Below are 19,229 nucleotides of genomic sequence, written 5' to 3' on the forward strand. Positions count from 1 at the left end.
GCTTCACAGGCCCCTGCGCCGTCCGGACCTTGCGAATCTCGAAGTCCAATGCATCCCCTGAACTGGGGTGTTGCAACGACTCCTAGAACCCAAGCACCTCCGACCGGCCCTTCGGCGTTCGCGGGGACGGGCGGGTGGTGTGCCGCGCTCCCGGTGTGGATCCATTCTGCCGTGGCCGGCCGCCCCGGGTCACCCTCTCCGGGGATGATCTTCGTCGCGGATTCCCCGCCTAGCGTGGTGGCGGGCGGCCCTCGGCAGGAGGGCCCGGACGCGAGGATCGGATCGGCATGACGCGGGAACGGCGGCTGGACGCACCCATGGGGGAACTGGCCCGGGAGCTGGTGGGGATGATGGCCGAGGACGGTGCGAGCGCCCGGCTGGCGAACAGCCCCGACCTGGCCGAGCAGGCGGCTTGGCGGCGGCTGACCGCCCGGCACGGGGACCGGCTCGCGGAGATCATGGCGGAGCACGGCTGGCCGAGCGAGCGCACCGTCGGCCCCGAGGCCGCCCGGGCCGCCTGGCTGGTGGCGCAGCACGCGGACCGCCGGCTCGACGTGCAGCGGACCGCCGGCTCGACGTGCAGCGGCGGGCGGCGGAGCTGATGGCCGGGGCCGTCGCCCGGGGCGAGGCGAGCGCCCGTGACCTGGCCTTCCTCCAGGACCGGCTGGCGGTCAACGAGGGCCGGGAGCAGCGCTACGGCACGCAGATCGGCGCGGTGGTGGACGACCGCCCGGTGCCGTGGCCGTGCCAGGAGCCGGAGCGGCTGGACGAGCGGCGCGCGGAGGTCGGCATCGAGCCGTTCGACGAGTACACCGCGCGGTTCGCCCCGAAGTAACCGGCAGGTCCGCCGGTCCGGCTTGACTCTTGCGCGCGGCCGCCCGCGCCGCATTGACTGGCCTCCGGCCGGCGCTGCCGGTCGGGGCGGCTGAGCGGATGAAAGGACGATCAGTGCGGCAGTACGCGGAGTACAGCGACCAGTACATCGGCGGCGAGTGGCGGACCTCCGGGGACACCGGCTCGATCACCGTGCTGAACCCGGCGACCGAGCAGGTGCTCGCCACGGTGCCGGCCGGTGGCACGACCGATGTCGACGCGGCGGTGACGGCGGCGCGCCGGTCGGCCCGCGGTTGGGGCGCGACCACCCGCGAGGAGCGGCTGGAGCCGCTGACCCGGCTGCGGGACGGGATCGCCGCCGCGCAGAACGAGATCACCGAGACGGTCGTCGCCGAACTGGGCTCGCCGGTCGGCTTCGCCGGGGCCGTGCACGCCGGGCTGCCGCTGGCCGTGGCCGGCTCCTACGTGACGCTGCTCGCCGATCACGCCTTCGAGGAGCGGATCGGCAACTCGGTGGTGCACGCCGAGCCCGCCGGGGTGGTCGCGGCGATCACGCCGTGGAACTACCCGCTGCACCAGATCGTCGCCAAGGTCGTCCCGGCGCTGGCGGCCGGTTGCCCGGTCGTCCTCAAGCCGGCCGAGGACACCCCGCTGGTGGCCCGGCTGTTCGCCCGGCTGGTGGACGAGGCGGGGTTCCCGGCGGGCGTCTTCAACCTGGTGACCGGCACCGGCGCGGTGGCGGGCGCGGCGCTCGTGGGGCACCGGGAGGTGGACGTGGTCTCGTTCACCGGCTCGACCGCCGTCGGCCGGCAGGTCGCCGAGACGGCGGGCCGGGGGCTCAAGCGGGTCTCCCTGGAGCTGGGCGGCAAGTCGGCCAACGTGGTGCTGCCCGGCGCCGACCTGGCCCGGGCGGTCAAGGCGAACGTCGCCAACGTCTTCGCCAACTCGGGCCAGACCTGCAGCGCGCTGACCCGGCTGCTGGTGCACGAGGACCAGTACGAGGAGGCGGTCGCCCTGGCCGGGCAGGCCGCCGCCCGGTACCTCCCGGGCGACCCGACCGACCCGCAGACCCGGATCGGCCCGCTGGTCAACGCCGGGCAGCTGGCCCGGGTGCGCGGCTACATCGACGGCGCGCTGGCCGAGGGCGCCCGGCTGGTCGTCGGCGGCTCGGAGCCGGTCGACGGGCTGCCCACCGGCTACTACGTCCGCCCGACGGTGCTGGCCGACGTGACCCCGGAGATGACGGTGGCGCAGGAGGAGGTCTTCGGCCCCGTCCTGGCGATCCTCCGCTACCGGGACGAGGACCACGCCGCCGAGCTCGCCAACGGCACCGCGTACGGCCTGGCCGGTGGCGTCTGGGCCCGCGACACCGAGGCGGCCGCCGCCTTCGCCCGCCGCCTCGACACCGGCCAGGTGGACCTCAACGGCGGCCGCTTCAACCCGCTCGCGCCCTTCGGCGGCTACAAGAACTCGGGCCTCGGCCGGGAGCTGGGCCGGCACGGGCTGGAGGAGTTCCTCCAGTACAAGTCGTTGCAGTACTAGGCGGTACCGGGGTGGCGCTGGGTGGGGGTGGCCGGGCGTCGGCGAACAGATGACAGCGAACAGATGACAGATTTCGAAATCTGTCATCTGTTCGCTGTCGTTCGTCCGCTGTCCGCTGTCCGTCCGCCGCCTGCGGTCAGGCCAGGTCGACGCCCGGGTAGAGCGGGTAGGGGGTGAGCAGGTCGGCGGCGCGCTTGGCGATGGCGTCGCGGAGGGCGGTGTCCAGGGCGTAGGAGGCCTTGGACGGGGCGCCGGCCGCGCCGGTGGTGGGAGTGGCGGCGCTCAGGACGGTGTGGATCAGGTCGGCGATCTCGTCCATCTCGGCGGTGCCGAGGCCGCGGGTGGTGAGGGCCGGAGTGCCGAGGCGGACGCCCGAGGTGTACCAGGCGCCGTTCGGGTCCTGCGGGACGGAGTTGCGGTTGGTGACGATGCCCGAGTCCAGCAGGGCCGCCTCGGCCTGGCGGCCGGTCAGGCCGTAGCCGGAGACGTCGGCGAGGACCAGGTGGTTGTCGGTGCCGCCGGTCACCAGCTTGCCGCCGCGGCGCAGCAGTCCCTCGGCGAGGGCCTGGGCGTTGGCGACGACGGCGCGCGCGTAGGCCTGGAACTCGGGGCGGCGGGCCTCCGCGAGGGCGACCGCCTTGGCCGCCATCACGTGCGAGAGCGGGCCGCCGAGCACCAGCGGGCAGCCCCGGTCGACGTGCTCGGCCAGCTCGGACTCGCACAGCACCATGCCGCCGCGCGGGCCGCGCAGGGACTTGTGGGTGGTGGTGGTGACGATGTGGGCGTGCGGGACCGGGTCGTGGTCACCCGTCAGCACCTTGCCCGCCACCAGGCCGGCGAAGTGCGCCATGTCGACCATGAGGGTCGCGCCGACCTCGTCCGCGATCTCGCGCATCCTGCGGAAGTCCACCAGCCGCGGGTACGCGGAGTAGCCCGCCACGATGATCAGCGGGCGGAACTCCCGGGCGCTCTCGCGCAGCGCGTCGTAGTCGATCAGGCCGGTGGCCGGGTCGGTGCCGTAGCTGCGCTGGTCGAACATCTTGCCCGAGATGTTGGGCCGGAAGCCGTGGGTGAGGTGACCGCCGGTGTCCAGGGACATGCCGAGCATGCGCTGGTTGCCGAGCTCCTGGCGCAGCCGCGCCCAGTCCTGCTCCCTGAGGTCGTTGACGTTGCGCACGGCGGCGCGCTCCAGGGCCGGGCTCTCGACCCGCTGGGAGAGGACGGCCCAGAAGGCGGTGAGGTTGGCGTCGATGCCGGAGTGCGGCTGGACGTAGGCGTGGTCGGCGCCGAACAGTTCGCGGGCGTGCTCGGCGGCGATGCTCTCGACGGTGTCGACGTTGCGGCAGCCCGCGTAGAAGCGGCGCCCGACGGTGCCCTCGGCGTACTTGTCGCTGAGCCAGTTGCCCATGGTGAGCAGCACGGCCGGGGAGGCGTAGTTCTCGCTGGCGATCAGCTTGAGCGAGGCGCGCTGGTCGGCCAGTTCCCGGCCGATGGCGTCGGCGATCCGCGGTTCGACGCCGGCGACCACGTCGAGGGCGCTGCGGAAGGCGGTGTCGGCCGCGACGGAGGCGGCGGTGTGGGGCTGCTGCTGGGCCAAGACGGTCTCCTGGTGGGGATGACGGGGCCCAGGCGCTCGGCAAGTTCGCGTGAGGTCCACGGGGCCGCTTCCCGATGGTTGATTCCATCCCTGCGCGCCAGTCACGGCCCACCCGGATCGTACCAATACCGGAAGGACTGTGGCGGAGGTCTCAGAATGCGGGACGCCTGGTCCGGTATGTGCTCGTATGTCCGTTCTTTTGCAACGCCGGTGTTTCAGCGAAATGAAGCCGCCACATTTCCCGAAACAGTTCGGCGGGAATTCTGGGAAGACCCCTCGGAGGTGATTTGCGGAACCTCGGACGCATCCGATCCAATGGCACTCGAACGGCCGCCGGGAAACCCCCGGTGGACGCACCGGAAATGCACACCCGCGCACCCTCATCCATGGGGCGGCGAAGAATTCGGGAGTTACGCCTCATGGCAGTGGCCGACACCGTCCCAGTCCCTGCGGCCGGGCCCTCGCCCACGGCCGGGCCCCCGCCCGCCGCCACCTCGAACCCGCTCCGCCGCGTCCTGCGCGACCGGGTCGGCGCCGCCGCCCTCACCGTGGTGGTGCTCTTCCTGCTGCTCGCCCTCGGCGCCCCGCTGGTCGCCGCCCTGTACGGGAAGAACCCGGTCGACCACTACGGCCAGAACATCCCGGGCCTGCTCAGCGACAACGGCCTGCCGATGCTGCCGAACGGCGGGATCTCCGGCGACTTCTGGTTCGGCCTGGAGCCCGGCCTCGGCCGGGACGTGTTCACCCAGCTACTGTACGGCATCCGCACCTCGCTGCTGATCGCCTTCGCGGCCGCGGCGGTGACCACCGCCCTGGGCGTGCTGGCCGGCGTCGCGGTCGGGTACCTCGGCGGGGTGACGGACCGGCTGTTCGGATTCCTCGCCAATGTGCTGCTGGCCTTTCCGACCCTGCTCCTGCTGCTCGCGCTCAGCCCGGTGATCCAGTCCCGGCTGGTCGATCCGGGCACCGCGGAACCGGAATGGATTCAGTTCCTGGTGCTGATCCTGGTTTTCTCCGCGTTCGGCTGGATTCCGCTGGCGCTTTCCCTGCGGGCCACCGTCCGCTCGCTCCGGGAAAGGGATTTCGTGCAGTCCGCTCGGGCCCAGGGCGCGAGCCGGTTCCACGTCGTCGTCCGCGAACTCCTGCCGAACGTGCGCTCGCAGCTGCTGGTGCACGCCACCATGGCGGTGCCGACCTTCGTCGCCTCCGAGGCCGCGCTGTCCTTCCTCGGCGTCGGCATCACCGAGCCCGTCCCGGACTGGGGGCGGATGATCTCGCGCGGTTCCGAGGTCTTCCGGGCCGACCCCACCTACATGGTGTTCCCGGGGGTGGCGCTGCTGCTGTTCGTCATCGCCTTCAACCTGCTCGGCGACGCCGTCCGGGACGCGCTGGACCCGCGCACCGGCACCGCCCGCTGAACCGTTCCGCCTCCTCCCATCCCCATCCATCACCCCGAGCCCGTCCGGCGCGATCCGCCGGAACGGTCCGCCGGGACAAGGAGAGATTCGCCATGCGCTGGACCAGACCGTCCCTCGCCGTCATCGCCACCGCCCTGCTGGCGACCTCCTGCTCGGCCGGTGCGGGCTCCACCGCCGGCTCCGGGGGCGCCGGCGCCTCCGCCAGGGAGACCTCCCCGCTGACCGCCGCCCTCGGCACCGAGCAGGAGAGCGCCGGGCCGGCCCCGGCCGTCCCCGGCGCCCGGGCGGGCGGCACGGTGAACGTGTACAACAGCGTCGAGTTCCGCCACCTCGACCCGCAGAAGGTCTACGCGGGCGCCACCTACAACGCCTCGCTGCTCTGGGGCCGCCAGCTGACCCAGTACCAGGTCGTGGACGGCAAGGCCAAGCTGGTCGGTGACCTGGCCACCGACACCGGTACCCCGGCGGACGGCGGGCGCACCTGGACGTACCGGCTCAAGCAGGGCGTCGCCTGGGAGGACGGGCAGCCGATCACCTCCCAGGACGTCAAGTACGGCATCGAGCGCACCTTCGGCAAGGGCTACGAGGTCGGCCCCCCGTACTGGCCGCAGTGGCTCACCGGCGAGAGCGACTACGAGGCCGCGCGCGCCAAGTACGCGGGCCCGCAGGCCGGCGACCTGGACGCGATCGAGACGCCGGACGAGCGCACCATCGTCTTCCACTTCCCGCAGCCGCAGGCCGACGTCCCGTACATGGCCGCCCAGTCCTCCTCCTCGCCGGTGCGCCGCGACAAGGACACCGGCACGGAGTACGACCGCCTGCCGTTCGCGACCGGCCCGTACCGGATCGTCGAGCACGTCCAGAACACCCGCATGGTGCTGGAGCGCAACCCCGCCTGGAAGCCCGAGACCGACCCGATCCGCAACCAGTACCCGGAGAAGTTCGTCTTCACGTACGGCAAGGAGGCGCTCAACCTCAACCAGGAGATCCTCTCCGGCCGGGACGGCGGCGCCAACGCCACCACCGCCGCCGACACCCTCTCCGCCGAGCTGTACCAGACCACCGAGACCGACCCGAAGGCGAAGGAGCTGGTGGTCTCCGGCCGGCAGGGCGCCTTCGTCACCCAGCTGATGATCAACAACGAGCGGGTGCCGGACGTCGAGGTCCGCAAGGCGCTGCACCTGGCCTACCCGCGCCAGCAGGCCCGCCAGGTCCAGGGCGGCGCCCGGACCGGCGAGCTGGCCACCACGCTCAGCTCGCCCGCCCTGCTCGACTACCAGAAGTACGACCTCTACCCGGTCAAGCCCGAGGGCGACCCGGAGGCCGCCAAGGCCGCGCTGGCCAAGGCCAAGCAGGCCCCGGCCGGCCTGACGTACGGGTACAAGAACACGCCGACCGGGCAGCGCGTGGCGCAGGTGCTGGTCGAGGGCTTCGGCAAGGCGGGCATCACCGTCGTGCCCAAGCCGATCGACCCCAAGGCCTACCTGGACGAGGTGCACCGCGCGGACTCCCCGTACGACCTGTTCGAGGAGACCAGCTCGGTCGACTGGCCGACCCCGTCCACCCTGATCCCGTTCTCCTTCGACGGCCGGGCCGGCAGCGACATCAACTCCGCGCGCTACCGCAACCCCGAGGTCGACAAGGAGATCGACCGGATCAACCAGATCGGCGAGCCGCGCGCCAAGGCCAAGGAGCTGTACGCGCTGGAGCAGACCGTGATGAAGGACGTGCCGGTGCTGCCGTACGCCTACCCGACGGTCAACCAGCTGCGCGGCAGCAACGTCGGCGGGGCGTTCATCCACCCGATCTACGGGACCGTGTCGCTGGCCTGGCTGTACCTGAAGTCCTGAGTGAAGGGGCCCGCTCCTCGCGTTCTGTGCCCGTTCCATGCCCGTTCTGTGCCCGTTCTCCGCCCGAACGGCGGACGACCGGAAACGACCGGAACGGTCGGAACGGTCGGAACGAGGAGCGGGCCCCTTCCGCCGTCTTCCCCGCCTTCCCCGGCCCCGCCCCGTCTCCCCGTCTTCTCCGCCTCCCCGTCACGTCGACCCCGGATCGGCCATGCTCTCCTTCGTCCTGCGGCGGACCGCCCAGGCCCTCGCGGTCCTGGTCGCGGTCTCCGCCGCCGCCTTCGCCCTCTTCTACGCCGCGCCGGCCGACCCGGCCCGCGCCGCCTGCGGCCCGCGCTGCGACAGCGGGCAGGTCGCGGCGGTGCGCCAGAGCATGGGCCTGGACCAGCCGCTGCTCACCCAGTACACCGACTACCTGGCCGGAGTCGTCGCCGGGCGGGACATCGGCGACGTGGACGGCTCGACCATCCACTGCGACGCGCCCTGCCTCGGCTACTCCTACCGGCTGCACCAGCCGGTCAGCGAGGCCCTGGCGGACCACCTGCCGGTCACCCTGTCGCTGACCGCCGGGGCGCTCGCCGTCCTGCTGGTGTTCGGCCTCGGCACCGGGTTCGTCTCCGCGCTGCGGCACGGGCGGCGCACCGACCGGCTGCTGTCCGCCTTCACCCTGGTCGGCGCCAGCGTGCAGATCTACTTCCTCGGGTACGTGGCCCAGTGGCTGCTGGTGTACTCCACCGGGCTGCTGCCGCTTCCCTCCTACACCTCCCCGGCCGAGGACCTGGCCGCCTGGGCGGGCGGGATGCTGCTCCCCTGGTTCGTCCTCGGCTTCGTCAACTCGGCGGTGTTCGCCCGGCTTTCGCGCTCCCAGCTGCTGGAGACGATGAACGAGGAGTACGTCCGGACCGCCCGCGGCAAGGGGCTGGGACGGTTGCGCGCCCACCTCAAGTACACCTCGCGCGGCGCCGCCGGTCCGCTGGTGCAGCTGATCGGGCTGGAGGCCGGGGCGCTGCTCGGCGGGGCCGTGATCACCGAGACGGTGTTCGGGCTGAACGGGGTCGGGCGGTTCGCCGCGGAGGCCGTCGGCGGGCAGGACCTGCCCGCCGTGGTCGGCGCGGTGCTGCTGGCCGCCTGCTTCGTGGTGCTGTTCGTCGCGCTGGCCGACCTCGCGGTGGCCTGGCTCGACCCGCGTGTCCGGCTGAGCTGAGGGGAGCGTTTCGATGAAGTCCACTGTTCCGGGTGCCGGCGACGGCACCACGCCCGGGGTCGGCGACACCAGGCACGGCGTCGATGGCACCACGCACGGCGTCGATGGCGCCACGCCCGGGGCCGGCGGGAGCGCCGCCGAGCCAGTGCTGAGCGTCCGCGACCTGACCGTCACCTTCGCCGATCCTCGCGGCGGCGCGCCGGTGACCGCCGTCCGGGGGCTCTCCTTCGACCTCGCACCGGGTGAAGTCCTGGGCCTGGTCGGCGAGTCGGGCTCGGGCAAGTCGACCGTCGGGCTCGCCGTCCTCGGGCTCCACGACCCGCGGACCACCACCGTCACCGGCTCGATCCGGCTGGGCGGCCGGGAGTTGGTCGGCGCCGAGGAGTCCCTGCTGCGCGGTGTGCGGGGCGGCGAGGCCGCACTGGTCTTCCAGGACGCGCTCACCTCGCTCAGCCCCTTCCACGGCGTGGGCGCCCAACTCGCCGAGATGTACCGGCTGCACCACCCGGGCGCGGGCCGCGGCGAGGCGGCCCGTCGGGCGGCCGAACTGCTCGACCGGGTCGGCATCCCGGCGGACCGGACCCGCGACTACCCGCACCAGTTCTCCGGCGGCATGCGCCAGCGGGTGATGATCGCGATGGCGCTGATGAACGACCCCCGGGTGCTCATCGCGGACGAGCCGACCACCGCCCTGGACGCCCGGGTTCAGCGCCAAGTCCTCGATCTGCTCGGTGAGTTGCAGCGCGAGCACGGCACGGCGGTCCTGCTGGTCAGCCATGACCTGGGGGTGGTCGCCGGGACGACGGACCGCACGCTGGTGCTGCGCGGCGGGGTCGAGGTCGAATCCGCCCCGACCGCCGAGCTGCTGGCCGCGCCGCGCGAGCCGTACACCCGGGCGCTGGTGGGCGCGGCACTGCGACTGGACTCCGTCCCGGGCACCGCCCTGCCAACGGTCGACGACCCCGCGCCGTCGCGGACCTTCCGGCCGCGCTCCGTCGAGCGGACTGTCGAGCGGGCTGTCGAGCAGTCCGTCGAGCGGGCCGGGCAGCCCGGGCGACCCGGGCGGTGGCTGGTCGAGGTGGACGACCTCTGCGTGCACTTCCCCGGACGGCGGCGCTTTCCCGGGCTGCGGGCCGAACCGGTCCGGGCGGTCGACGGCGTCGGGCTGCGGATCGCGCCCGGCGAGACACTCGGGCTGGTCGGCGAGTCCGGCTCGGGCAAGTCCACCACCTCGCGGGTCCTCGCCGGACTGCAACGCCCCACCGGTGGACGGGTGTTGTACGACGGGCAGGACGCCACCCGGCCGGACCGGGAGCTGCGCAAGCGGCTCAGCCGGGAGATCCAGCTGGTCTTCCAGGACCCGTACGCCTCGCTCAACCCGCGCCGCACCATCGCCCAGACCCTGGACACCCCGCTGCGGCTGCACACCCCGCTGGGCCCGGCCGAACGGCGGGACCGCTCAGCGGAGTTGCTGGAACAGGTCGGGCTGACGGCCGGGCACCTGGACCGCTACCCGCACGAGTTCTCCGGCGGGCAGCGCCAGCGGATCGGCATCGCCCGGGCGCTGGCCCCGCAGCCGCGCCTGATCATCGCCGACGAGCCGGTCTCGGCACTGGACGTCTCGGTGCAGGCACAGGTGCTCAACCTGCTGATGGAGCTGCGCGAACGGCTCGACGTGGCCTTCCTGTTCGTCTCGCACGACCTCGCGGTGGTGCGGCACTTCTGCGACCGGGTGGCGGTGATGCACCGGGGCCGGCTGGTCGAGTCCACCGACCGGGACCGGCTGTTCGAGGCGCCGCACACCGAGTACACGAGGGAGCTGCTGGCCGCGGTGCACTGAGGCGGGTGAGCGGGGCTGGGCTGGGCTGGGCGGGTGACGGGGGCGGCGTGGTGCGGCTTGGTGCGGCGGTCTGGCGGTCTGGTGGTGCGGGGGTGCGGCGGTGCGGTGTAAAGGGTTGGCGCGAGCACGGGGCCGCGGCTCATGATCGAACCCTGACAGGTCCGATCGGAGAGGTGCAGTGGAGATGTCGACCAACGACCGGCCGGCCGTGGACGAGGAGCTCGTCGAGGCGGCCCTGGAGGTGGCCCGGCGGTACGCCCGGGGGGACAACCACACCGTGGCGGCGGCCGGCCGCAACGCCGACGGGCGGATCGTCACCGCGCTGAACGCCTACCACTTCACCGGCGGCCCCTGCGCCGAGCTGGTGCTCATCGGCGCGGCGGCCGGACAGGGGGCGTACGACCTCACCACCGTGGTGGCGGTCGGCGACCGGGAGCGGGGGGTGATCCCGCCCTGCGGACGGTGTCGGCAGGCGCTGCTGGACTACTTCCCGCAGCTGCGGATCATCGTGGCGAAGGGGAGGGAACTGCGCACCGTGCCGGTGCTGGACCTGCTGCCGGAGGCGTACGTCTGGGCCGATCACCAGGACGAGTGAACCGGGGAGGGCGACCCGATCGGCCGACACCGCCGTTCGCGCTTCGTTCGGCTGCGCAAGCGCGGCTCAAGGCGTTAGCGTGCTGGCGATGTGATGTAGGGGACCCATACCTTGCCAGCCGAGGGGACACATTGTCGGACGACCTGCTCATCGCAAAGATCAACCACGGCTTCGACCACCTCGACGCCGACGGCGACGGCCTGCTCACCGAGCGGGACCACGTCCTGATGGGCCAGTCGGTGGCCCGCTCGCTCGGTCACCAGGAGGGCTCGGAGCCGGAGGCCGTGATCGTCCGCGCGTACCTGACGCTCTGGCACGACCTGCACCTCGCCCGGCTGCCCGCCGACACCGAGGCGATCACCCGTGAACAGTTCGTCGCCTCGACCGGGGCACTCGCCGACGACCCGGAGGCGGCGCGCGAGATCCTCGGCGCGCTCGCCGAGGCCTTCCTCACCATCGCCGACACCGACCACAGCGGGACGGTGGACGCCGGCGAGTTCTTCGTCTTCCAGCGCGGCCACTTCGCGGGCCTCTCCCGTGACGACGCCGACGAGGCCTTCCGCCACCTCGACACCGACGGCGACGGCACGCTCTCGGCCCGCGAGTTCACCGACGCGATCATCGAGTACTGGACCAGCCGCGATCCGGACGCGCCCGGCAGCTGGTGGACGGGCAAGCCGCCGCACACGTTCTGAGGCGCGGGCCCGGGGCTCCGCCCGGTGCACGTCCGGTGTCTCGCGTGCCTCCGGCGCCTCCGGGTGTGTCCGACGCGTCCGGTGGGTCCGATGGTGCGATGGTGCCGATGGCCGTCCCCGCGCTCGCGGTTCGCGAGGGGGCGGCCGTCGGGTCCGCTCAGCCGCGGGCGGATGGCTGCGGCGAGCCCGCGTGTGCCTGGCTCGGCGTGCTCGGCGAGCGCCCCGGGCGCCGGCTGACGCTCACCACCAGGCACACGCCCGCCACCACGATCGCGCCGCCCGCGACGGTCGGGCCGGTCAGCGGCTCGGACAGGATCAGCCAGCCCAGCAGCACCGCGACCACCGGGTTCACGTACGCGTAGGTGCCCACCAGGGTCAGCGGGGCGGCGCGCAGCAGCCAGGCGTACGCGGTGAAGGCGAGCAGCGAGCCGAACAGCACCAGGTAGGCGAGGGCCAGCCAGGACCGGCCGGAGATCGTCCCGAGGTCCAGCCCGTGCTGCTCGCCGCGGACCAGTCCGATGAGCAGGTCGCAGAGGCCGCCGGTCAGCATCTGGACGGCGCTCGCGGCGAGCACGTTGCCCGGCATCGGGATCTTCTTGCTCGCGAAGGAGCCGGCGGCCCAGAGCAGGGTGGCCACGAGGATCAGGACCACGCCGACCGGTTTGACGGACCCGCTGATCGCGGGGGCCGACAGGACGCCGAGACCGACCAGCCCGAGCAGCACCCCGGCGAGTTCGGCGGGCTTCGGGCGCTCGCCTCCGCCGAAGGCCGTCAGCACCACCATCCAGAGCGGGACCGCGGCCACCAGCAGGGCGGCCAGGCCGGAGGGGACGGAGGTCTCGCCCAGGACCACCAGGCCGTTGCCGCCGGTCAGCAGCAGCACGCCGACCAGGGCGGCGGAGGCCAGCTGCCGTCCGGTCATCTTCAGACCGGCCGGTCCCTGGCGCACCAGGAGGTAGCCGGTCAGCAGCAGACCGGCGGTGAGGAAGCGGGCGGCGGCGGAGAGGAAGGAGGGCATCGTCTCGACGGCGATCCGGATCGCCAGGTAGGTCGAGCCCCAGACGACGTAGACCACCAGGAGGGCCAGCCAGACCGCGCCGCCGAGGCGAGGGGCCGGGCGGGCGTCGGCGAGCGTGGGTGAGGCGGGGGTGGACTGGGCCCGGGCCCGGGCGTCGGCCCTGGCCGGTCGCGACGAAGCGGATGATGTCATGCGTGTCCCCCTTGGACGGTGCTGGCCGAACATTCGACATGACAGCGTATGAACGGCCCGGTGCGCCAGTCCGTATCGGTGACCGGACCGCAGGACGTACCGTGGGCGCTTCCCTACGAGGAGGTCGAACCCGTGTCCGCATCCGAGGCGCCCCTGCCGTTCTTCGTGTACGGCACGCTCCGCCGTGGTGGCCACAATCACGCCGCCCACCTGGCCGGGCGCTGCGCCGACATCAGGCCGGCGGTGCTGGAGGGAGCCGCGCTGCACGACGGCCCCGGCTTCCCCTACGCCCTGCCGGACGCCACGCCCGGGCGCCGGATCACCGGCGAGCTGGCCACCGTACGCCCGGGCGCGTACGCCGGAGCACTGGAAGCCCTGGACCGGCTGGAGGACTGCCGGGAGGACGGGACCGGGCTGTACGTGCGACGACGGGCGGCGGTGCGGACGGCGACGGGCGAGCTGCGGGAGGCGTGGGTCTACTTCGCCGGGCCTGCCGCCGAGGCCCGGCTGCGGGAGCGGCCGGCGCTGATCGAGTCGGGGGACTGGGCGGAGAGGTGACGGCGGAGAGGTGAGAGGGGGAGGGAAGTGGGGGCAGCGGTGGCGGCGGGGCAGCGGCGACGGACGGGCGGCGACGGACGGCCAACAGCGAACGGATGACAGCAAACAGAAGTTGAAATCTGTTATCTGTTATCTGAAAGTTGTCGACTGTCATTTGTCACCCCGCGAGATCCGGCACCACCCCGCCCACGTACCGCCAGGTAGGCTGCCCCGGCCAGCAGCTTCGCTGGATCACTGGTCCGCAGGATCGAACGACGAGGAGCCACCCGGTGCCCGAGCTGCCACCCCCGATCACCGTCGTCGGGATCGGGGCCGACGGCTGGCCCGGACTCGCCGACACCTCCCGGGCCGCGCTGCGCGCCGCCGAGGTCGTCATCGGCGGCCCCCGCCAACTGGACCTGCTCCCCCGCGACGAGGTCACCGCCGAACCGGTCCCCTGGCCGTCCCCGCTGCGCCCTGCCGTCCCCGGGCTGCTCGCCGCCCACGCCGACCGCCGCGTCGCCGTCCTGGCCAGCGGCGACCCGATGTTCTTCGGCATCGGCCGCACCCTCGCCGAGACCGTCGGCCCCGAGCGCCTGCGCGTGCTGCCGCACCCCTCCTCCGTCTCCTACTCCTGCGCCCGGCTCGGCTGGTCGCTGGAGACCACCGAGGTGGTCAGCCTGGTCGGCCGCCCGCTGGACGCCCTCTCCCTCGCGCTCCACCCGGGCCGCCGCCTGCTGGTGCTCAGCGCCGACGCCGCCACCCCCGCCGCCGTCGCCGCGTTGCTCACCGCCCGCGGCTACGGCACCGCCCGCCTGCGGGTGCTCGAACAGCTCGGTGCCCCCGCCGAACGCCACCTGGACGGCCCCGCCGACGGCTGGCCGCACCCGCCGGGCGACCCGCTGAACGTCATCGCCGTCGAACTCGGCGACGGCCCCCGCAGCTCCCTCGTCCCCGGCCTGCCCGACGCCTCGTACGAGAGCGATGGCCAGCTCACCAAGCGCCACGTACGCGCCGCGACCCTCGCGACCCTCGCTCCCTCCCCCGGCGAACTGCTCTGGGACGTCGGCGGCGGCTCCGGCTCGATCGCCGTCGAGTGGCTGCGCGCCCACCGCGACTGCCAGGCCGTCAGCATCGAGCGCGACCCGGTGCGGGCCGAGCGGATCGCCCGCAACGCCGCCGCGCTCGGCGTGCCCCGGCTCCGCGTGGTGACCGGCCCCGCCCCCGCCGCCCTCGCCGAACTCCCCACCCCGGACGCCGTGTTCATCGGCGGCGGGCTCACCGCACCGGGTCTGCTGGACAGTTGCTGGGACGCGCTGCGCCCGGGCGGCCGGATCGTCGCCAACACCGTGACGCTGGAGTCCGAGGCACTGCTCGCCGAGTGGTACCGGCGCCACGGCGGTGAGCTCGTCAGACTCGCCGTCGCCCACGCCGTCCCGGTGGGCGGCTTCACCGGGTGGCGCCAGGCCATGCCCGTCACCCAGTGGTCCGCCGTCAAGGCCGGTACCCCGCACGACACCCCTCAGGAGAACGTCTCGTGACCGTCCACTTCATCGGAGCCGGCCCGGGTGCCGCCGACCTGATCACCCTGCGCGGCCAGCGCATCCTGGCCCGCGCCGAGGTCTGCCTGTACGCGGGCAGCCTGGTCCCGCGCGAGCTGCTGGACGAGTGCCCGCCCGGTGCCCGGCTGGTCGACACCGCGCAGCTCAACCTGGACCAGATCACCGCCGAGCTGGTCGCCGCGCACGAGGCCGGCCAGGACGTGGCCCGGCTGCACTCCGGCGACCCGTCCGTCTTCTCCGCCGTCGCCGAGCAGATGCGCCGCCTGGACGCGGCCGGTGTGCCGTACGAGGTGGTCCCCGGTGTGCCGGCCTTCGCCGCCGCGGCGGCCGCACTGAAGCGGGAGTTGACCGTCCCGACCGTCGGCCAGACCGTCATCCTCACCCGGATCGCCAAGCGCGCCACCCCGATGCCCGAGGGCGAGGACCTCGCCACCCTGGGCCGCAGCGGCGCCCTGCTGGTGCTGCACCTGGCCGCCGGCTACGTGGACGACGTGGTCGAGCAGTTGCTCCCGCACTACGGCGCCGACTGCCCGGCCGCCGTCGTCGCGATGGCCAGCCGCCCCGACGAGCTGGTGCTGCGCGGCACCGTCGGCGACATCGCGGGGCAGGTCAAGGCGGCGGGCGTGGTCCGCACCGCCGTCATCATCGTCGGCCGCACGCTGGCCGCCGAGCAGTTCCGCGACAGCCACCTCTACTCGGCGGACCGCGAGCGTCCGCACGAGCCCTGCGGCGCCTGATGCGGCACGTCCTGATCCTCGGCGGGACCACCGAGGGGCGGGCCCTGGCCGCCGAACTCGCCCCCACCGCACACCGGGTGACCAGCTCGCTGGCCGGCCGCGTCGCCCGGCCCCGGCTGCCCGCCGGGGAGGTGCGGATCGGCGGCTTCGGCGGACCGGAGGGCCTGGCCGAGTGGCTCCGCGCCGAGCGGGTGGACGCGGTGGTGGACGCCACCCACCCGTTCGCCGCGGGCATCTCGCGGAACGCCGCCCTCGCGGCCGCCGCCACCGGCGTCCCCCTGCTGGTGCTGCGCCGCCCCGGCTTCACCCGGGTCGACGGGGACCGTTGGCTCCCCGTCCCCTCGCTCGCCGCCGCGGCCGAACTGCTGCCCCGGCGCGGGGAGCGGGTCTTCCTCACCATCGGCCGGCAGGGCGTCGCCGCCTTCGCCCACCTCGACGGGGTCCACTTCCTCGCCCGCTCGGTGGATCCGCCCGAGCCTCCGCTGCCGCCCTCCTGCGAAGTCCTGTTGGACCGTGGCCCGTTCACGGTCGAGGGCGAGGAGGCGCTGCTGCGCGAGCACGGCATCGACATGCTGGTCACCAAGGACAGCGGCGGCTCCGCGACCGCCGCCAAGCTGACCGCCGCCCGCGGGCTGCGCCTGCCCGTCGTCATCGTGGAGCGGCCGCCGCTCCCGGAGGACGTTCCGGTCGTCCCGGACGTCCCGGGCGCGCTGCACTGGCTGGGGCAACTGCGGTAACGGGCCCGGTGGTCCCGGTGCCCAGCGGTGCTGGCGGCCGCTCTTCGCCGCGCCTCCCACGCACGACCGGGATATTCGCGGGCAGGCCCGCGAGCGTTCCGGCAGGATGGCCCGATGACCGATGACCAGCGCCCCCAAACCTCCCGCACCGCCGACGAACGCACCACGCTGGCGGGCTTCCTGGACTACCAGCGCGCCACCCTGGCGATGAAGTGCGAGGGCCTCACGGCCGAGCAGCTCCGGACCCCGGTGCTGGCACCCTCCGGACTCACCCTGCTCGGCCTGGTCCGCCACAGCGCCGAGGTGGAGCGCAGCTGGTTCCGCAACGTCCTCAACCAGGAGGACGTACGCGGCTTCTGGGGCCGCCCCGACGGCTCCGTCTCCGAGTTCGACGTCGAGACCGCCGACCCGGACGAGGCCTTCGCCATCTGGCGCCGGGAGTGCGACCACGCCAGGGAACTCGTCGCCGCCGCCGAGTCGTTGGACGTCCTGGGCCACTACGGCGACGAGGTCTTCTCGCTCCGCTGGATCCTGACCCACATGATCGAGGAGTACGCCCGCCACAACGGGCACGCCGACCTCCTGCGCGAGCACCTCGACGGCACCACCGGCGAGTAGCCCGGGCAGGGCCGGTGCGGACAGCGCGCAGAAGGAGTCGACAGGACGTGCGGACCCGCCAGAAGGAACGCGACACCCCCGGGCCGCCGGAGCCCTGGAACGAGATCGTCCCGGGGCTCTGGATGGGCGGTCACTACTACAGGCCGCCCGGCGGCGGGCTGGAACTCGCGGTCGTCCGGCGCGAGTTCGATCTGGTGGTGAGCCTCGTCGGGATTCCCGGGCACGGCCCGGCGCCGGGGGTGGAGCACGTCGTCCGGGAGGTGCCCGACGGCCCGCTCTCGCCCGGTCAGCTGTTCGCCGTCCAGGAGGCGGCCGAGCTCACCGCGGCAGCCGTCGGCCGGGGCCGGCCGACGCTGGTGCGCTGCCACTCGGGCTACAACCGCTCGGGCCTGGTGGTGGCGCAGGCGCTGGTCGACCTCGGGCACGGGCCCGGCGAGGCGGTTCGGCTGGTCAGGGAGCGGCGGTCGCCGTGGGCGCTGAACAACCCGGTGTTCGGGACTACCTGAACACCGGGTTGGCGGTCTCCGCGCTGCTGGCCGGCCTCGAAGGGTGAGGCCGGCCAGCCGAGTGACGATGTGTCAGATGTCGCGGAAGGTCTCGATCTGGGCGCCGATGGAGTTCAGGCGCTCGGCGAGGTCCTCGTAACCGCGGTTGATGACGTAGACGTTGCGCAGGACGGAGGTGCCCTGGGCGGCGAGCATGGCGAGCAGGATGACCACGGCGGGGCGCAGGGCCGGCGGGCACATCATCTCGGCGGCGCGCCAGCGGGTGGGGCCCTGGACCAGCACGCGGTGCGGGTCGAGGAGCTTGACGTCGGCGCCGAGCCGGGTCAGCTCGGTCAGGTAGATCGCGCGGTTGTCGTACACCCAGTCGTGGATCATCGTGGTGCCGTGCGCGGCCGCGGCGATGGCGGCGAAGAACGGCACGTTGTCGATGTTGATGCCGGGGAACGGCATCGGGTGGATGGTGTCGATCGGCGCGGTCAGCTTGGAGGGCCGCACGGTGAGGTCGACCAGCCGGGTGTGGCCGTTGTGCGCCGGGTACTCCGGGGTGCGGTCGTAGTCGAGGCCCATGCCCTCCAGCACGGCGAGCTCGATCTCCAGGAACTCGATCGGCACCCGCCGGATGGTCAGTTCGGAGGAGGTGACGACGGCGGCGGCCAGCAGGCTCATCGCCTCCACCGGGTCCTCGGCCGGGGTGTAGTCGACGTCGCAGGTGATCTCCGGGACGCCGTGCACGGTGAGGGTGGTGGTGCCGATACCCTCGATCCTGACGCCCAGCTCCTCCAGGAAGAAGCAGAGGTCCTGGACCATGTAGTTGGGCGAGGCGTTGCGGATGACACTGACGCCGTCGTGCCGCGCGGCGGCCAGCAGGGCGTTCTCGGTGACGGTGTCCCCGCGCTCGGTCAGCACGATCGGGCGGTCCAGCGGGGCACCGGGCTCGACCGAGGCGTGGTAGGCGCCGCCGGTGGTGGCGACCTCCAGCCCGAAGCGGCGCAGCGCCGTCAGGTGCGGCTGCACGGTACGGGTGCCGAGGTCGCAGCCGCCCGCGTACGGGATGGCGAAACGCTCGGCGCGGTGCATCAGCGGGCCGAGGAACATCAGCACGCTGCGGGTGCGGCGGGCCGCCTCGACATCCATCGCCGCGAGGTCCAGCTCGGCGGGCGGGGTGAGTTCGAGGTCGCGGCCCTCGTTGATCCAGCGGCTCTTGACGCCGATGCTGGTGAGCACCTCAAGGATGCGGTAGACCTCCTCGATCCGGGCGACGCTGCGGATCGTGGTGCGGCCGGTGGTCAGCAGCGAGGCGCAGAGGATCGCCACACAGGCGTTCTTGCTGCTGCGGACGTCGATCGCGCCGGAGAGCCGGGTGCCGCCGGCGACGCGCAGGTGCATCGGGCCGGAGTATCCGAGGGAGACGATCTCGCTGTCGAGGGCTTCGCCGATGCGGGCGATCATCTCAAGGCTGACGTTCTGCTTGCCCTGTTCGATGCGGTTGACCGCGCTCTGGCTGGTTCCGAGGGCCTCTCCGAGCTGCGCCTGGGACCAGCCGCGGTGCTGGCGCGCGGTACGGATGAGGGTGCCGATACGGGTGAGGTAGTCGCCTGTCACTCGCCAGACGATATCTCATGGTTGAGATGACGGCGCACCGAGGGCCCGCCCCGGTGCTCCATTTGTCCGTTTCTCACCCCGTATGGCCGTCAGTTCTTCACATCACCAGGCGATGTTGTCACGCGCCCGTGACACTCGTGACATT

General features: G+C 73.1%; 16 protein-coding genes, 1 pseudogene and 1 riboswitch. Of the genes and pseudogenes, 14 read left to right on the top strand and 3 right to left on the bottom strand.

Annotation, left to right across the window (positions count from 1 at the left end):
- The first annotated feature begins 317 nt into the window (after nt 1-317).
- Together ACZ55U_RS33600 and ACZ55U_RS33605 are read left to right on the top strand one after the other, a co-directional pair.
- Nucleotides 318-835, top strand: a pseudogene (locus ACZ55U_RS33600) (DUF6624 domain-containing protein).
- Nucleotides 836-948: 113 nt separating this feature from the next.
- Nucleotides 949-2,376: an aldehyde dehydrogenase family protein gene (locus ACZ55U_RS33605; RefSeq protein WP_465532365.1), complete on the top strand. Its 1,428-nt coding sequence runs from the start codon at nt 949-951 to the stop codon at nt 2,374-2,376.
- A 136-nt stretch (nt 2,377-2,512) separates the two neighbouring features.
- On the opposite strand, the gene ACZ55U_RS33610 is transcribed toward ACZ55U_RS33605, so the two are convergent.
- A complete protein-coding gene (locus tag ACZ55U_RS33610; protein WP_465532367.1) occupies nt 2,513-3,973 on the bottom strand; it encodes a glycine hydroxymethyltransferase in 1,461 nt (486 codons plus the stop codon).
- Nucleotides 3,974-3,992: 19 nt separating this feature from the next.
- Nucleotides 3,993-4,088, bottom strand: a riboswitch (ZMP/ZTP riboswitch).
- Between the two features lie 304 nt (nt 4,089-4,392).
- On the opposite strand from ACZ55U_RS33610, the gene ACZ55U_RS33615 reads away from it, so the two are divergent.
- The 6 genes from ACZ55U_RS33615 to ACZ55U_RS33640 all read left to right on the top strand — a co-directional run bounded on the left by ACZ55U_RS33615 (nt 4,393) and on the right by ACZ55U_RS33640 (nt 11,575).
- Nucleotides 4,393-5,391 (top strand): ABC transporter permease, encoded by a 999-nt coding sequence (locus tag ACZ55U_RS33615; RefSeq protein WP_465532369.1) that lies wholly within the window; start codon nt 4,393-4,395, stop codon nt 5,389-5,391.
- 92 nt (nt 5,392-5,483) lie between these two features.
- Nucleotides 5,484-7,241 carry an ABC transporter substrate-binding protein gene (locus tag ACZ55U_RS33620; RefSeq protein WP_465532371.1) on the top strand — a complete coding sequence of 586 codons (1,758 nt, stop codon included), beginning with the start codon at nt 5,484-5,486 and terminating at the stop codon, nt 7,239-7,241.
- Between the two features lie 211 nt (nt 7,242-7,452).
- Nucleotides 7,453-8,445, top strand: a complete 993-nt coding sequence (locus ACZ55U_RS33625) for an ABC transporter permease (protein WP_465532373.1) — start codon at nt 7,453-7,455, stop codon at nt 8,443-8,445.
- A gap of 13 nt (nt 8,446-8,458) precedes the next feature.
- Complete coding sequence (locus ACZ55U_RS33630) at nt 8,459-10,285, top strand: dipeptide ABC transporter ATP-binding protein (protein ID WP_465532375.1); 1,827 nt, start codon at nt 8,459-8,461, stop codon at nt 10,283-10,285.
- A gap of 184 nt (nt 10,286-10,469) precedes the next feature.
- Nucleotides 10,470-10,880 (top strand): cytidine deaminase family protein, encoded by a 411-nt coding sequence (locus tag ACZ55U_RS33635; protein ID WP_465532377.1) that lies wholly within the window; start codon nt 10,470-10,472, stop codon nt 10,878-10,880.
- 131 nt (nt 10,881-11,011) lie between these two features.
- The gene (locus ACZ55U_RS33640) at nt 11,012-11,575 is read left to right on the top strand and encodes an EF-hand domain-containing protein (protein WP_465532379.1); all 564 of its coding nucleotides are present in this window, start codon (nt 11,012-11,014) and stop codon (nt 11,573-11,575) included.
- Nucleotides 11,576-11,732: 157 nt separating this feature from the next.
- Here ACZ55U_RS33640 and ACZ55U_RS33645 read toward each other — a convergent pair whose 3' ends face one another.
- The gene (locus ACZ55U_RS33645) at nt 11,733-12,785 is read right to left on the bottom strand and encodes an EamA family transporter (protein ID WP_465532381.1); all 1,053 of its coding nucleotides are present in this window, start codon (nt 12,783-12,785) and stop codon (nt 11,733-11,735) included.
- Nucleotides 12,786-12,917: 132 nt separating this feature from the next.
- Here ACZ55U_RS33645 and ACZ55U_RS33650 point away from each other — a divergent pair, with 132 nt between their 5' ends.
- The 6 genes from ACZ55U_RS33650 (at nt 12,918) to ACZ55U_RS33675 (ending at nt 17,482) form a co-directional block, all read left to right on the top strand.
- Nucleotides 12,918-13,343 (top strand): gamma-glutamylcyclotransferase family protein, encoded by a 426-nt coding sequence (locus tag ACZ55U_RS33650; protein WP_465532383.1) that lies wholly within the window; start codon nt 12,918-12,920, stop codon nt 13,341-13,343.
- A gap of 269 nt (nt 13,344-13,612) precedes the next feature.
- Nucleotides 13,613-14,863: a precorrin-6y C5,15-methyltransferase (decarboxylating) subunit CbiE gene (gene cbiE, locus ACZ55U_RS33655; protein ID WP_465532385.1), complete on the top strand. Its 1,251-nt coding sequence runs from the start codon at nt 13,613-13,615 to the stop codon at nt 14,861-14,863.
- Nucleotides 14,860-15,621 carry a precorrin-4 C(11)-methyltransferase gene (gene cobM / locus ACZ55U_RS33660; protein ID WP_465532387.1) on the top strand — a complete coding sequence of 254 codons (762 nt, stop codon included), beginning with the start codon at nt 14,860-14,862 and terminating at the stop codon, nt 15,619-15,621. The genes cbiE and cobM overlap by 4 nt, the downstream gene beginning before the upstream one ends.
- Entirely contained in the window at nt 15,618-16,358 is a 741-nt protein-coding gene (locus tag ACZ55U_RS33665) for a cobalt-precorrin-6A reductase (protein ID WP_465532421.1), read from the top strand. Before cobM ends, ACZ55U_RS33665 begins: the two co-directional genes overlap by 4 nt.
- Before the next feature lie 114 nt (nt 16,359-16,472).
- Nucleotides 16,473-16,976, top strand: a complete 504-nt coding sequence (locus tag ACZ55U_RS33670; protein ID WP_465532389.1) for a DinB family protein — start codon at nt 16,473-16,475, stop codon at nt 16,974-16,976.
- Nucleotides 16,977-17,023: 47 nt separating this feature from the next.
- Nucleotides 17,024-17,482 (top strand): protein-tyrosine phosphatase family protein, encoded by a 459-nt coding sequence (locus ACZ55U_RS33675; RefSeq protein ID WP_465532391.1) that lies wholly within the window; start codon nt 17,024-17,026, stop codon nt 17,480-17,482.
- A 72-nt stretch (nt 17,483-17,554) separates the two neighbouring features.
- Here the strand turns inward: ACZ55U_RS33675 and ACZ55U_RS33680 are convergent, their stop codons facing one another.
- The gene (locus ACZ55U_RS33680) at nt 17,555-19,084 is read right to left on the bottom strand and encodes a UDP-N-acetylglucosamine 1-carboxyvinyltransferase (RefSeq protein WP_465532393.1); all 1,530 of its coding nucleotides are present in this window, start codon (nt 19,082-19,084) and stop codon (nt 17,555-17,557) included.
- Nucleotides 19,085-19,229 lie beyond the last annotated feature (145 nt).

It is taken from the genome of Kitasatospora sp. NPDC034533 (assembly GCF_055575155.1).